The organism is Mycobacterium shunyiense (assembly GCF_058270035.1).
The window spans coordinates 56,936-69,522 of record NZ_JBZDPT010000046.1 but is presented as its reverse complement, the minus strand read 5'-3'; the positions used below and the strand labels follow the sequence as shown (position 1 = coordinate 69,522).

Here is a 12,587-nt window from a genome sequence, read left to right as displayed (position 1 = left end):
TGTTGCTGGAAACGCCGGTGCTACGCAGCATTTCGTGCACACTCAGCCCATGACGAATGTGCACGAAGCGTCGGTCCACAGTGACGGGACGGCCGGCGGGCTCAACGGCAAGGTCGCCTTCGTCGCCGGCGCCAGCCGCGGCATCGGCGCGACGATCGCTGCCGCCATGGCCGCCGAAGGCGCTGCGGTGGCGGTCGCGGCCCGCTCTGAGGAGCAGGGCAAGCTGCCGGGCACCATCGGGTCGGTGGCCGCGGCCATCAACGAGTCCGGGGGCCGTGCCCTCCCGGTCGCCTGCGATGTCACCGATGAAGAATCCGTGAACAAGGCTGTCGTCAAGACGGTTTCAGAACTCGGTGGCATCGACATCCTGGTCGCCAACGCCGGTGTGCTGTGGCTCGGCCCGGTCGAGACCACACCGCTCAAACGCTGGCAGCTGTGCCTGGACGTCAACCTCACCGGGGTGTTCCTGGTGACCAAGGCTGTCATCCCGCACGTTCGCGAACGCGGCGGCGGGTCGCTCATCGCGGTCACCACCACCGGGGTCGACATGGTCGAACACGGCTCCAATGCCTATTGGGTATCCAAGGCTGCGGCTGAACGGCTCTACCTCGGCCTGGCCGCGGATCTGCGCGGCGACAACATCGCGGTCAACTGTCTGAGCCCGTCACGCGTGGTGCTGACCGAAGGTTGGCAGGCCGGCGGCAGCGGGCTGCAGATCCCACCGGAGATGGTCGAGCCGCCCGAGGCGATGGGACTCGCAGCCGTCCGGTTGGCCGGACAAGATGCCGGTGGTGTCACCGGCACGGTCCAACGCTCCGAAGCTCTGACCTTCTAGCCGATCACGGGTCACCCGTGCACCGCGAGGGTGCGTGGAATGCTGCCTCGGCACTGAGTGTCGGGCAGCAGACACGCACGCTCGCGGTGCCAGCGAGTCAGTTCTTCGCGATCAGACCGTCCACGATCCGGTTGAAATCCGCAGTGCCGAACGACACATACTCGGCGAGGTTGGCGTAATCCAGCGACGCCATCACCTGCTGCTCCAATTGGATGTTCATCAACCGCTTGGTCGCCTCGACCGCCTGCTTGGGCAGATCGATGAGCTTCTTCGCGCAGGCGATCGCCTCGGCCAGCGGGTCCTCGACCACATGATTGGCCAGGCCGAGTTCGACTGCCCGCTGAGCCTTGATCCGCACACCGGTCAGCGCAAACTCCTTGGCCTGCAACAGACTGATCTGTGAGCCCCACACCAGCGGGCCACCGTCGGCAGCCACCAGCCCGATCTGCACATGGGGATCGGCGAAGTGCGCGTTCTCGGCCATGTACACCACATCGGACAGCGCGGCCAGGCTGCAGCCCAACCCGACCGCCGGCCCGTTGACCGCGGCCACCACCGGGATGCGGCACCGCACCATCCCGATGACGAGATCACGTCCGTGCTTGATCGTCTTCTGACGCAACGCCTCGTCGCGGCGCAGCTCGTCGAGATAGTTGAAGTCACCCCCGGCCGAAAACGCGCGTCCCGCACCGGTGATCACCGCCGCCCGCGCGTCGGCGTCCTCGTTCAGCTCTTCCCAGATCTTCGCGAGCCCGACGTGCAAGTTGTCGTTGACGGCGTTGAGCGCGTCGGGGCGGTTCAGCGTGATGATGCGCAGGGCACCGTCGGCCTGCACATCGATTTCGTCTGGCATTCCGTACATGTATCTAGACTCCCAGCCCGAGGATTCGTGAGGCGATGATGTTCTTCTGGATCTGCGACGTGCCACCCATGACGCTCTGAGCCCGGCTGTACAGATAGGCGCTGAGCAACTCGGGGTCAGACGTGCCGGCCACCGCGAGCGCGGCGTGCCCGACGGACTGCTCAACCCAGGTCATCAGCAGCTTGTCCAGCGAGCCGTCGGGGCCGTGCTTGAGCCCGTCGAGCTGTTCGGACAGCCGCCGGCGCACGTGCAGACGGAGCATCTCGGCCTGCACCCCGGCCCACGCGAGATCTTCTGGCGTCTTACCCGACACCCGAGAAGCCATCTCCCGCACCAGTTTCCCGTAGCGAGCGGAGTAGCCGAGAGTAGACGGTTCCCGCTCGTGGCTGACCACCGTCATGGCAAGGCGCCAACCGTCGCCCGGCTCACCGACCATATTCGAGGCCGGCACCACCGCACCGTCGAACGCCACCTGGCCGAACTCGGTCGTGACACCGTTGATCATCTGCAGCGGCCGCTGCTCGATGCTGTCCTGGTGCATCGACACGATGAAGGCCGAGATGCCTTTGTGCTTGGCCACATCCTTGTCGGTACGAGCCAACACCAGGCACCAGTCCGCCACATCGGAATAGCTGGTCCAGATCTTGTGTCCGTTGATGACGTAGTTGTCGCCGTCGCGCGTCGCCGTGGTGGTCAACGAGGCGAGATCCGAACCGGCGCCCGGCTCCGAAAAGCCCTGGCACCAACGCTCGGTGCCGTTGATCATGCCCGGCAGGAACCGCTGCTGCAGTTCCTTGCTGCCGTGGTGGCCCAACCCGACCACCAGGTAGCCGAGGCTGGGGCGCGGCGGGGCGCCGGCCCGGGCCAGCTCCTCGTCGACGATGACGTCGTACACCGGCGGCAGGTCCTGGCCACCGAACTCCTTGGGCCACGACGTGCCGAAAAACCCTGCGGCATAGAGGGCTTGATGCCACTCACCCATCCTGGCCCAGTAATCGTCGCCGGACGCCTTGAAGGACGCGGCGTTGTCCGCCAGCCAGGTCCGCAGCCGGTCCCGGAAGGCAGCTTCCTCAGTTGAATCACGAAAGTCCAAGATCAGTTACCTCCAGGTCCTCTAGCTTGACGGGCCACAACTCGGTGGCCACCAGAACGCGGCGCAGGTATACGTGCGCCAAGCATTCCCAGGTGTTTCCGATACCGCCGTGCACCTGAATCGCGGTCTCACACACGGTCCGCGCGGCACGAGCGCAGTAGATCTTGGCGATCTTCCCGGCCCGGACGGCTTCCTCCCCCGGCAACTCGTCGACGGCCCATGCTGCGTGGCGCAGGACGCTGATCGAACCCTCGATCAGCGCCAGCCCCTCGGCCAGCAGGTGCGCGACGGCCTGGTACGAGCCGATCGTCGAGCCGTACTGCTCACGGACTTTCGCGTAATCGACGGCCAGTGCATGCGCGCCGCGCGCAGCACCGACCAGGTCTGCGCTCGTGGCAGCGAGCGCCAGCGCCTGCCAGCGCAGGGCGTCCTCGCTCGACAGCTCACCGAGCTCGGCAGGCGACTCGACCACACCAGCGGTGCTGCGAGTCAGATCCACACCGGCGGTGGCAGCTTCGTCCCCGCCGGGCTCTCCCGAGCCGCCCGTCACCTCACGATCGAGCCGACGGGCCAGATCGTCGGCGAGCACCGGGCCCAGGAACGGCACGTCGACAAGACCGCGACCGAACTCTTCGGCGACGATCGCCACTTCCACACCGGAGGCGCCGTCGGACCGCAGGGTGCGCCACTCGGTGGCAGCGACCGTACTTTCCAACCGGGCAATCCGGCCCTCATCCGACAATTCCCCGACCGCATCAGGTCCGAGGTCGTCGGCCAGTTTCGCTGCGGCCTCTCGCAGCTGCTGCTGTTCAGACGTCAGACGAACGTCCATGCCGCTCCTTCAACACTCGTCGCAATACCTTTCCGGAAGGTAACCGCGGTATGTCGGTTACGAACTCCACGCGGCTGGGCCGCTTGTACGAGGCCAGCCGCTCACCGACGAGGTCGATGAGCTCCTCTGCTGACACCGCAGAATGTGTCGTCACGGCGGCCACGACGGCCTCGCCGTCGGCCGCGTCGGTGACACCGAACACCGCACAGTCGGTCACCGCAGGGTGGCCGTGCAGCACCGCCTCGACCTCGGCCGGCGCCACCTGGAAGCCGCGGACCTTGACCATCTCCTTGGAGCGGTCGGTGATGCGCAGATAGCCGTCGTCATCGAGGTAGCCGATGTCACCGGTGCGGTACCAGCCGTCGCTGAATGCGCCCGCCGAGGCGTCCTTCGGCAGGTAGCCGGCCATCACCGAATCCGACCGGACCTGGATCTCGCCGTCCTCGCTGATACGCACATCTACCCCGCGCACCGGCCGGCCCACGGTGTCGATGCGGGTGGCATCGAGTGGGTTGCAGGCGATCACGGGGAGTTCGGTGGTGCCGTAGGCGGTCAGCCACTGAATGCCGGCACGCTCGGTGACGGTGTCGGCGACGCTGCGGGTGACCGGGGTGGCACACCACATCACGTAGCGCAGCGAGGACAGGTCGTAGCGGCCCAGATCCGGATGTGCGGCCAGCGCCAAAGCGATTGGCGCCACGGCCATCTCGATCGTGATCCGGTCCGACTCGATGTGACGCAGCATGGTGTCGATGTCGAAGCGGCGGTGCAGACGCATCCAGGCGCCGGTGTCGAGCACCATGGCGATGTTGAGCAGACCGAGGATGTGCGACGGCGGCGTCATGATCTGCATGCGGTCGGCGTCGGTGAACCCCAGCGCGTCGCGCCAATGCTCGATGGCTGCGGCGAACCCGCGGTGGGTGTGCCGGACCGCCTTGGGCAGACCGGTGGTTCCCGAACTGAAGACGAACAGCGCATCGCCGTCCGGGTCGGGCAGGTCGAACTGCCTTCGCCCCGGGGTGATCGGCTCATCCAGATGCAACATCGGCATCTGCGCGGCCAGCGCCTCGTGATCACCCACCGCATGACTCGGGGCGGTCAGGGCCAGAACATGCGCCACCTCGGTGGCTTTCCAGGCCGGACTGATCAGCACTGCCACCGCACCGAGCCCCCAGATCGCCCGTAGCGCCACCACGAACTCGGGGCGGTTGGACGACATGATCGCCACCCGGTCACCCGGGCGCACGCCACGGTGCTCCAGGGCGGTGGCCATGCCGCTGGTCAATGCATCGAGTTCAGCGAGGGTGTACTCACGGTCGTCGAATGCCAGAACGGCGGGGGTGCGCACGCGAGGAGCAGTTGTGACCTCAGTCAAGATTCACAACCCCTCTCCCGAAGCCTCTGAGTAGGCACCGACCATGCCGAGAAGATACTATCAGTTAACGAGAATGGTATTCTCTTCATATCAGAACGTACGTGCACAGGGGAGCTACATGACCGCAGGAGCGATGGCAGGCAGCGGAGCGGACGGCAAGGTCACGATCGTCTTCGACCGCGAGCAGTTGTCCGTGCCGCGCAGGGAGGGCGAGACCCTGCTCGAGAGCGCGCGCCGAGCCGGTATGACGCCGCCGTTCTCGTGCGAAGCCGGTAACTGCGGCACCTGTATGGCCAAGCTGCTCGAGGGGACCGCGACCATGCGCGTCAACGACGCACTGGACGACGACGAGGTGGCCGATGGCTACGTGTTGACCTGCCAGGCCGTGCCGGATTGCGACGCGGTGACCGTCTCCTACGACGAGGACTGAGCTCGGGCGCGAGGTGCCGCCGGATTCCACCGTTGGGCTGCTGCGAGCAAGCAGTCACGACCCAGGTGCAGAAACCGGCGAGCACTGTCCGTATTCGTCGAACGCGGGCGCAGGCCGATAGTCCGGTGAATACCCGGCGACATGCACCGGGCTACCCACCAACCGGAAATCCCCAGCGGTGACCAGCATTTCGGGCGTCGCATCCAATGCCTGCGGCAACGTTCGCACCGCGGCCGCCGGGATCCCCAGCGGCTTCAGCCGTGACTCCCACCCCACAGCCGTATCGGTCGCCAGTGCGGCGGCTACTACGCCGAGCACCTCATCGCGCCTGCCGGCCCGCTCGGCCATCGTCTCGAAACCTTCGATCCCGGCCTCACCGGCGAACGACTTCCAGAACCCGTCGTGGGTGATGAACAACGCCAGATAGCCGTCGGCGGTTGGGAACAGCTGTGCGGGTACGTAGTAGGAATGGGCGCCGAACGGGTGGCGGCGTGGTTCGGCTCCGTCGTTCAGATATGCCGAGGCACGGTAGTTCAGCTGCGAGAGCATGACGTCCCGCAGCGAGACATCCACCTGGCCGCCGTTGCCCGACACGATCATCGCCAGTAAGCCCAGCGCAGCGGTCAACCCGGTCGAGTTGTCCGCCGACGAGTAGCCCGGCAGCGTGGGTGGGCCGTCGGGATCGCCGGTCATCGCGGCTACGCCGGTGGCGGCCTGGATGACGTAGTCGAATGCCGGGTCGTCTCCCCCGTCCAGCCCGAATCCCGTCATCGCGACGCACACGATCTTGGGGTTGACGTTCCGCAGATTCTCGTAGGTGAGCCCCAGCCTGCGGATCACCGACGGCTTCATGTTCACCAGCAACGCATGCGAATCAGCCACCAGTTCAGCCAATTTCGCTTGACCGGCCTCGGAGGCGAGGTCGAGGCAGATGCTGCGCTTACCCCGGTTGAGGCTGGCGAAGTAGCTGTCGCTGACCTGACGGGAGATCTCCCCGCCGGGTGGTTCGACCTTGATCACCTCGGCGCCCAGATCGGCCAGCATCATGGTGGCGTACGGTCCGGCCAACATGACGCCGACCTCGATGATGCGGATACCCGCGAGAGGCCCCGTCATTTCGCCGAGACTACGGGTTTTGACGTGATCGGGCCCAGAAGTCGCCACAAAGCGTTGTTTCGGCGAGGGCTTGTCACCGGACCGCCTTCGCCAGCTCGGCGATCACCTCACGCGTCCGGTACTTCGACGCGATCAGCTCGTCGCGGGTCTCCCCGATCGGCAGCAACCGCACCGACAGGTCCGTGACACCCGCGTCGGCGAACTGCTTGAACCGCTTGAGAATCGACTCCTCATCGCCCGCCGCACACAGATCCCCGACGTTGCGCGCCTCGCCCCGGTCCAACAGACGCTGGTAGTTCGGGGACGTCTCGGCCTCGGCCAGGATCCGGTTGGCCCGTTCCTTGGCGGCCTCGATCTCGGAGTTGGCGCACAGCGTGACCGGGATGCCCGCGACGATCCGTGGTGCGGGTTTGCCCGCTTCGGCGGCAGCCTTGTTGATCTTGGGAGCGATGTGCTCGCCGATCGCCTTCTCGTCGGCCATCCACAAGGACGTGCCGTCGGCGTGCTCACCGGCAAGTTGCAGCATCACCGGACCGAGTGCGGACACCAGCACCGGCATCGGCGTATCGGCGGCCAGCACAGTCGGGTTGTGCACGGTGAACGAATCGTTCTCCACATCAACGGGTCCGGGCCCGGCAATCGCGGTGTTCAGTACCTGAAGGTAATCCCGGGTGTAGGCGGCGGGCTTTTCATACGGCAGGCCAAGCATGTCGCGCACGATCCAGTGGTGCGACGGCCCGACGCCGAGAGCCAGCCGGCCACCCGACATGGCATGCACCGACAGTGCCTGACGAGCCAGCGCGATCGGGTGCTGCGCCTGCAGCGGCACCACCGCGGTGCCGAGTTCGATGCGCGACGTGTTGGCCGCCATCAGCGCCACCATGGTCAAGCAGTCGAAGTCGTTGGGTACCTGCGGCATCCACGCACTGTCGAGGCCGGCGGATTCTGCCCACTGGATATCGGAGACCAGCTTGGCGACCTTACGGGCCATATCGCCGCGCTCGGCCCCGATCATCACGCCCAGTCTCATGACTTCGAAACCTTTTCTGTCAGGGCACGGACATCGGTCACCAGTGTCTCGAGCGACGTTCCGGTCGGGAACACCGCAGCCGCACCGGCGTCGAGGAGTTTCTGGACGTCGGACTGCGGGATGGTGCCGCCGACGACGACGGCGATGTCGCCGGCATCGGCGGCTCGCAGTGCCTCGACCGTGCGCGTGGTCAGCGCGACGTGCGCACCGGACAGGATCGAAAGACCGACCAGCGCAACATCTTCCTGCAGCGCGATGGAGACGATGTCCTCGATGCGCTGACGGATGCCGGTGTAGATGACCTCGTATCCCGCGTCACGCAATGTACGCGCGACGATCTTGGCCCCGCGGTCGTGACCGTCGAGCCCGGGTTTTGCGACGAGTACTCGGGTTGCCATCTCAAAGCCCTCGCTTCTTCGTCGTGGGCTCTTCGCGCAGGCGCTCATCGCGGCGCAACCTGTCCATCAGAACACCACCGGCTGCTGAAACTCGCCCCACACGGACTTCAAGGTCGACACCATCTCTCCCACTGTGCAATACGCATTGGCGCAGTCGATCAACCTGTGCATCAAGTTGTCTGCCCCCGGTCCACTGCCTTCAGCACCCCTGGCCAACGCGGCCAGAGTCTCTTTGACCGCAACGTCGTCGCGCTCGGCCTTGACCTTCGCCAGCCGCTTGAGCTGCAGATCGCGCCCCTCGGCATCGAGCTCGTAGGTATCGATGTCGGGCGCCGGCTCGTCGGTGACAAACCTATTGACCCCGACCACCGGCCGCTCGCCCGACTCGATCTCGTTGTGAATCTTGAACGCCTCGTCTGCGATCAGCCCCTGCAGGTAGCCGTCCTCGATGCACCGCACCATGCCGCCGTGCTTCTCCAGGTCGTCCATGATCTCGATGATCTTGGCCTCGGTGGCATCGGTCAGCGCCTCGACGAAATACGAACCGCCCAGCGGGTCGGCGACTTTGGTGACACCGGTTTCGTACGCCAGGATCTGCTGGGTACGCAGGGCCAGCGTCGCAGACTCCTCACTGGGCAGGGCGAACGGTTCGTCCCACGCTGCGGTGAACATCGACTGCACGCCGCCCAGTACCGCCGCCAACGACTCGTAGGCGACCCGGACCAGGTTGTTCTGCGCCTGCGGCGCGTACAGCGAGGCCCCGCCCGCGACACAGCCGAACCGGAACATCGAGGCCTTGTCGGTGGTCGCGCCGTAGCGCTCCCGCACGATCGTGGCCCAACGCCGCCGGCCCGCACGGTATTTGGCGATCTCCTCGAAGAAGTCACCGTGGGTGTAGAAGAAGAACGAAATCTGCGGGGCGAACTTGTCGATCGTCATTCGGCCGCGTTCGACGACAGTGTCGCAATAGGTGACTCCGTCAGCCAGGGTGAACGACATCTCCTGAACGGCATTGGCCCCGGCGTCGCGGAAGTGTGCACCTGCCACCGAGATCGCGTTGAACCGCGGCACCTCTGCGGCGCAGAACTCGATGGTGTCGGCGATCAGCCGCAGCGAGGGCTCGGGCGGCCAGATCCAGGTGCCGCGCGACGCGTATTCCTTGAGGATGTCGTTCTGAATGGTGCCGGTGAGCTTCTCGCGCGGCACGCCCTTCTTCTCCGCCGCCGCCACATAGAAAGCCAGCAGGATGGCCGCCGTGCCGTTGATGGTGAAGCTGGTGCTGATCTGGTCCAGCGGGATGCCGTCGAACAAGATCTCGGCATCGGCCAGGGTGTCGACGGCAACGCCGACGCGGCCGACCTCTTCCCCGTACTCTTCGTCATCGGAGTCATAGCCGCACTGGGTCGGCAGATCCAACGCGACCGACAGGCCCGTCCCGCCCTGATCGAGCAGGTAGCGGTACCGCCGGTTGGATTCCTCGGCGGTACCGAAGCCCGAGTACTGCCGGAAGGTCCAGGTCTTCCCGCGGTAGCCGGAGGCGAAGTTGCCGCGGGTGAAGGGGTAGGTCCCGGGGGCAGGCGGTTCGACCGCGCGGTCGTCCGGTCCGTAGACGGGCGCCAGCGGGATGCCAGATGGGGTCTCTACAGGAGAGACATCTTGCTCGCTCATCAGTGGATAACGTACTTGCTAAAAATGAGAATGCCAATACCGCGTGGTGGAAATGTGGCACTTGTACTGGCCGTGAGTGCCCGGACCTGCACCCGGAGGACCTCTCACGGCGCAGGCGAAGAGGTCTGGTCGATGCCGTTTCTGCAGGCGGTGCGCCCCACGATTACGACACTTGCTAAAAATGAGAATGCCAATACCATTTGGGTACGGTTGACACACGGCGCATAGCGGACGCTGCGCTCGACGAGGAGGACCATGTCCAGCCAGCAAGAGTCATTCACCGATCGCACGCTGGTCGTATCCGGCGGCAGCCGCGGTATCGGGCTGGCGATCGCGCTCGGCGCCGCCCGCCGTGGGGCCAACGTGGTGCTGCTGGCCAAGACCGCTGAACCCCACCCCAAGCTGCCCGGCACCGTGCACACCGCGGTTGCCGAGGTCGAAGCTGCCGGCGGCAAGGGCGTGGCCGTGGTCGGCGATGTGCGCAAGGAAGAGGACGTGGCCCGCGCCGTCGAGACCGCGGTCGAGCACTTCGGCGGCGTCGACATCGTGATCAACAACGCCAGCGCCATTTCCACCGACCCCACCGAGTCCCTGTCGGCCAAGAAGTTCGACCTGATGATGGACATCAACATCCGCGGCACCTTCCTGCTCACCAAGGCCGCCCTGCCACACCTGCGCAAGTCCACCAACGGCCAGGTGCTGACCCTGGCCCCGCCGATGAACATGAACCCCTACTGGTTGGGCGCACACCCCTCCTACACCCTGTCCAAGTACGGCATGACGCTGCTGTCGCTCGGCTGGGCAGCTGAATACGCGGACGCGGGCATCGGTTTCAGCTGCCTGTGGCCCGAGACCTACATCGCCACCGCCGCGGTGACCAACCTCGCCGACGGCGACAAGATGGCCTCACAGTCCCGCAGCCCCGAGATCATGGCGGATGCGGCCGTGGAGATCCTCTCCCGCCCGGCCGCCGAGGTGAACGGTCAGACGTTCGTCGACTCGGAGGTGCTCACCGCTTCCGGTGTCACCGACCTCTCCCGCTACGGCGGCGGGGATAATCCGATCATCGACATCTTCATCGACGCACCGGGACAGGGCCTATGAGCATCTCGCTACTGCTGGAGATGGCGGTCTCGGGTGGGCCCGACCGGACCGCAGTGGTGTCCGACGATCTCCGCCTGACCACCGAGGAACTCAGCACCCTGGCCGACGGCGGCGCCGGCGTCATCGCGGCCTCCGGAGCCGCACACGTGGCCTACGTCGGCACCGGCGGAGCGCTGCTGCCGCTGCTGCTGTTCGCCTCGGCCCGCGCCGCGGTGCCGTTCACCCCGCTGAACTACCGTCTGAGCCGCGACGGTCTGCACGAGTTGATCGAGCGCCTGCCCGAACCGCTGGTGGTCGCCGATGCCGAGTACGCCGACGTGGTCGCCGGTGCGGGCAAGCAGGTGATCACTTCCGAGGAGTTCCTGGCTGCCGCCCGCTCCGCCGAAGCCGCGGCCGAGTTCGCCGACCCTGACGCCGTCGCGGTCGTGCTGTTCACCTCGGGCACCACCTCGCGGCCCAAGGCCGTCGAGCTCACCCATAACAACCTCACCAGCTACATCACCGGAACCGTCGAATTCGCCTCGGCGGCAGACGAAGACGCGGCGCTGATCTGCGTCCCGCCGTATCACATCGCCGGAGTCAGCGCGGCCATGTCGAACCTGTACGCCGGCCGGAAGATGGTGTACCTGCGGCACTTCGACGCCGACAAGTGGGTCGAGCTGGTTCGCACCGAAGGCGTCACGTCGGCGACCGTGGTGCCGACCATGCTGGACCGCATCGTCACGGCCCTCGAAACCGCCGGGCTGGAACTGCCCACCCTGCGCAACCTCGCCTACGGCGGCTCCAAGGTCGCCCTGCCACTGGTCCGCAAGGCCCTTCAGCTGCTGCCCAACGTCGGGTTCGTCAACGCCTACGGATTGACCGAGACCAGTTCCACCATCGCGGTTCTGGGCCCCGACGACCACCGCGAAGCGCTGGCTGCCGAGGATGCGGCCGGCGCCCGGCGACTCGGCTCGGTCGGCCAGGTGGTCCCAGGTATCGAGGTGCAGATCCGCGCCGACGACGGCACCGTGCTCGGCGCGGGCGAGACGGGCGAGCTGTTCGTGCGTGGTGAGCAGGTGTCGGGTCGTTACACCGACATCGGCTCGGTGCTCGACGCCGAGGGCTGGTTCCCGACAAAGGATGTCGCCACGCTCGACGAGGGCGGCTACCTGTTCATCGGCGGACGATCCGACGACACCATCATCCGCGGCGGGGAGAACATTGCCCCCGCCGAGATCGAGGACGTGCTCGTCGAGCATCCCGAGGTCCGCGACGTCGCCGTCGTCGGTCCCGAAGATCCCCAGTGGGGTCAGATCATCGTGGCCGTCGTGGTACCCGCCGAGGGTGCCTCCCCCGACCCGGATGCACTACGCGAGCATGTTCGCAAGCAACTGCGCGGTTCGCGCACCCCCGACCGGGTGGTGTTCCGCGACGAGCTGCCCACCAACCCAACCGGCAAGGTTCTGCGCCGCCAACTCGTCGACGAACTCTCACCTGTTTCGAAGGAGTCAGCATAGTGATCAAGAACGGCACCCGCCTGCAGAGCCAGGTCTGCGACACCCAGGTCATCGTGGTGCGCAGCGCCGACAGCCTCGACGACCTCCGCGCCGGTGGCGTCGCCATGGTCCCACTCGATGCCGAGACGGATTCCGAACTCACCATCGACGGCGCGTTCTCGGACGGCAACCTGATGGGCAAGCGCTACGTCGACGAGGGCGGCGCCGAGGTCCTGGTCACCAAGGCGGGCGCGGGCACGCTGTCGGTCGGCACCACCGCTCTCAGCCTCAAAGAGGCCAAACCGCTTCCGGCCAGCGACTAACACCCACCAGAACGGCTGAGTGGCCAGTTATGACACAGACTCT

Annotated in this window: 13 protein-coding genes; 5 read left to right on the top strand and 8 right to left on the bottom strand. The window is 66.2% G+C overall.

The genetic code is table 11. The features are described 5' to 3' along the window. The first annotated feature begins 49 nt into the window (after positions 1–49). The gene (locus AC4ELS_RS26970) at positions 50–835 is read left to right on the top strand and encodes an SDR family NAD(P)-dependent oxidoreductase (protein WP_499050060.1); all 786 of its coding nucleotides are present in this window, start codon (positions 50–52) and stop codon (positions 833–835) included. Positions 836–932: 97 nt separating this feature from the next. Here the strand turns inward: AC4ELS_RS26970 and AC4ELS_RS26965 are convergent, their stop codons facing one another. Genes AC4ELS_RS26965 through AC4ELS_RS26950 form a run of 4 tightly spaced genes read right to left on the bottom strand, consistent with a single transcriptional unit; the run spans position 933 to position 4,997 of the window. Then, positions 933–1,697 carry an enoyl-CoA hydratase/isomerase family protein gene (locus tag AC4ELS_RS26965; RefSeq protein ID WP_064886241.1) on the bottom strand — a complete coding sequence of 255 codons (765 nt, stop codon included), beginning with the start codon at positions 1,695–1,697 and terminating at the stop codon, positions 933–935. Positions 1,698–1,701: 4 nt separating this feature from the next. After that, positions 1,702–2,790: an acyl-CoA dehydrogenase family protein gene (locus tag AC4ELS_RS26960; protein WP_064961175.1), complete on the bottom strand. Its 1,089-nt coding sequence runs from the start codon at positions 2,788–2,790 to the stop codon at positions 1,702–1,704. After that, on the bottom strand, positions 2,777–3,622 hold the full coding sequence (locus AC4ELS_RS26955) for an acyl-CoA dehydrogenase family protein (protein WP_064961176.1): 846 nt from the start codon (positions 3,620–3,622) through the stop codon (positions 2,777–2,779). The genes AC4ELS_RS26960 and AC4ELS_RS26955 overlap by 14 nt, the downstream gene beginning before the upstream one ends. Then, positions 3,600–4,997, bottom strand: a complete 1,398-nt coding sequence (locus tag AC4ELS_RS26950) for a class I adenylate-forming enzyme family protein (RefSeq protein ID WP_436971771.1) — start codon at positions 4,995–4,997, stop codon at positions 3,600–3,602. Before AC4ELS_RS26950 ends, AC4ELS_RS26955 begins: the two co-directional genes overlap by 23 nt. A 118-nt stretch (positions 4,998–5,115) precedes the next feature. On the opposite strand from AC4ELS_RS26950, the gene AC4ELS_RS26945 reads away from it, so the two are divergent. Next, positions 5,116–5,427 (top strand): 2Fe-2S iron-sulfur cluster-binding protein, encoded by a 312-nt coding sequence (locus tag AC4ELS_RS26945; protein WP_064886254.1) that lies wholly within the window; start codon positions 5,116–5,118, stop codon positions 5,425–5,427. Between the two features lie 54 nt (positions 5,428–5,481). Here the strand turns inward: AC4ELS_RS26945 and AC4ELS_RS26940 are convergent, their stop codons facing one another. The 4 genes from AC4ELS_RS26940 to AC4ELS_RS26925 all read right to left on the bottom strand — a co-directional run bounded on the left by AC4ELS_RS26940 (position 5,482) and on the right by AC4ELS_RS26925 (position 9,639). Further along, on the bottom strand, positions 5,482–6,543 hold the full coding sequence (locus AC4ELS_RS26940; protein ID WP_064886244.1) for a CaiB/BaiF CoA transferase family protein: 1,062 nt from the start codon (positions 6,541–6,543) through the stop codon (positions 5,482–5,484). Between the two features lie 73 nt (positions 6,544–6,616). Then, positions 6,617–7,573, bottom strand: a complete 957-nt coding sequence (locus AC4ELS_RS26935; protein ID WP_064886245.1) for an LLM class F420-dependent oxidoreductase — start codon at positions 7,571–7,573, stop codon at positions 6,617–6,619. After that, on the bottom strand, positions 7,570–7,971 hold the full coding sequence (locus AC4ELS_RS26930; RefSeq protein ID WP_064886246.1) for a cobalamin B12-binding domain-containing protein: 402 nt from the start codon (positions 7,969–7,971) through the stop codon (positions 7,570–7,572). Before AC4ELS_RS26930 ends, AC4ELS_RS26935 begins: the two co-directional genes overlap by 4 nt. A 66-nt stretch (positions 7,972–8,037) precedes the next feature. Next, positions 8,038–9,639 carry a methylmalonyl-CoA mutase family protein gene (locus AC4ELS_RS26925; RefSeq protein WP_064961180.1) on the bottom strand — a complete coding sequence of 534 codons (1,602 nt, stop codon included), beginning with the start codon at positions 9,637–9,639 and terminating at the stop codon, positions 8,038–8,040. Between the two features lie 255 nt (positions 9,640–9,894). On the opposite strand from AC4ELS_RS26925, the gene AC4ELS_RS26920 reads away from it, so the two are divergent. The 3 genes from AC4ELS_RS26920 to AC4ELS_RS26910 are packed head-to-tail and all read left to right on the top strand — an operon-like array spanning position 9,895 to position 12,544. After that, the gene (locus AC4ELS_RS26920; RefSeq protein WP_064886248.1) at positions 9,895–10,743 is read left to right on the top strand and encodes an SDR family oxidoreductase; all 849 of its coding nucleotides are present in this window, start codon (positions 9,895–9,897) and stop codon (positions 10,741–10,743) included. Beyond that, positions 10,740–12,242 carry a class I adenylate-forming enzyme family protein gene (locus AC4ELS_RS26915; protein WP_064886249.1) on the top strand — a complete coding sequence of 501 codons (1,503 nt, stop codon included), beginning with the start codon at positions 10,740–10,742 and terminating at the stop codon, positions 12,240–12,242. The genes AC4ELS_RS26920 and AC4ELS_RS26915 overlap by 4 nt, the downstream gene beginning before the upstream one ends. Further along, positions 12,242–12,544 carry a hypothetical protein gene (locus AC4ELS_RS26910; RefSeq protein ID WP_499050054.1) on the top strand — a complete coding sequence of 101 codons (303 nt, stop codon included), beginning with the start codon at positions 12,242–12,244 and terminating at the stop codon, positions 12,542–12,544. The genes AC4ELS_RS26915 and AC4ELS_RS26910 overlap by 1 nt, the downstream gene beginning before the upstream one ends. Positions 12,545–12,587: the final 43 nt, after the last annotated feature.

Coding starts and splice junctions, on each gene's coding strand:
- AC4ELS_RS26970 (WP_499050060.1), top strand. CDS start 50: ATGACGAATGTGCACGAAGCGTCGGTCCACAGTGACGGGACGGCCGGC.
- AC4ELS_RS26965 (WP_064886241.1), bottom strand. CDS start 1,697: ATGTACGGAATGCCAGACGAAATCGATGTGCAGGCCGACGGTGCCCTG.
- AC4ELS_RS26955 (WP_064961176.1), bottom strand. CDS start 3,622: ATGGACGTTCGTCTGACGTCTGAACAGCAGCAGCTGCGAGAGGCCGCA.
- AC4ELS_RS26945 (WP_064886254.1), top strand. CDS start 5,116: ATGACCGCAGGAGCGATGGCAGGCAGCGGAGCGGACGGCAAGGTCACG.
- AC4ELS_RS26940 (WP_064886244.1), bottom strand. CDS start 6,543: ATGACGGGGCCTCTCGCGGGTATCCGCATCATCGAGGTCGGCGTCATG.
- AC4ELS_RS26935 (WP_064886245.1), bottom strand. CDS start 7,573: ATGAGACTGGGCGTGATGATCGGGGCCGAGCGCGGCGATATGGCCCGT.
- AC4ELS_RS26930 (WP_064886246.1), bottom strand. CDS start 7,971: ATGGCAACCCGAGTACTCGTCGCAAAACCCGGGCTCGACGGTCACGAC.
- AC4ELS_RS26925 (WP_064961180.1), bottom strand. CDS start 9,639: ATGAGCGAGCAAGATGTCTCTCCTGTAGAGACCCCATCTGGCATCCCG.
- AC4ELS_RS26920 (WP_064886248.1), top strand. CDS start 9,895: ATGTCCAGCCAGCAAGAGTCATTCACCGATCGCACGCTGGTCGTATCC.
- AC4ELS_RS26915 (WP_064886249.1), top strand. CDS start 10,740: ATGAGCATCTCGCTACTGCTGGAGATGGCGGTCTCGGGTGGGCCCGAC.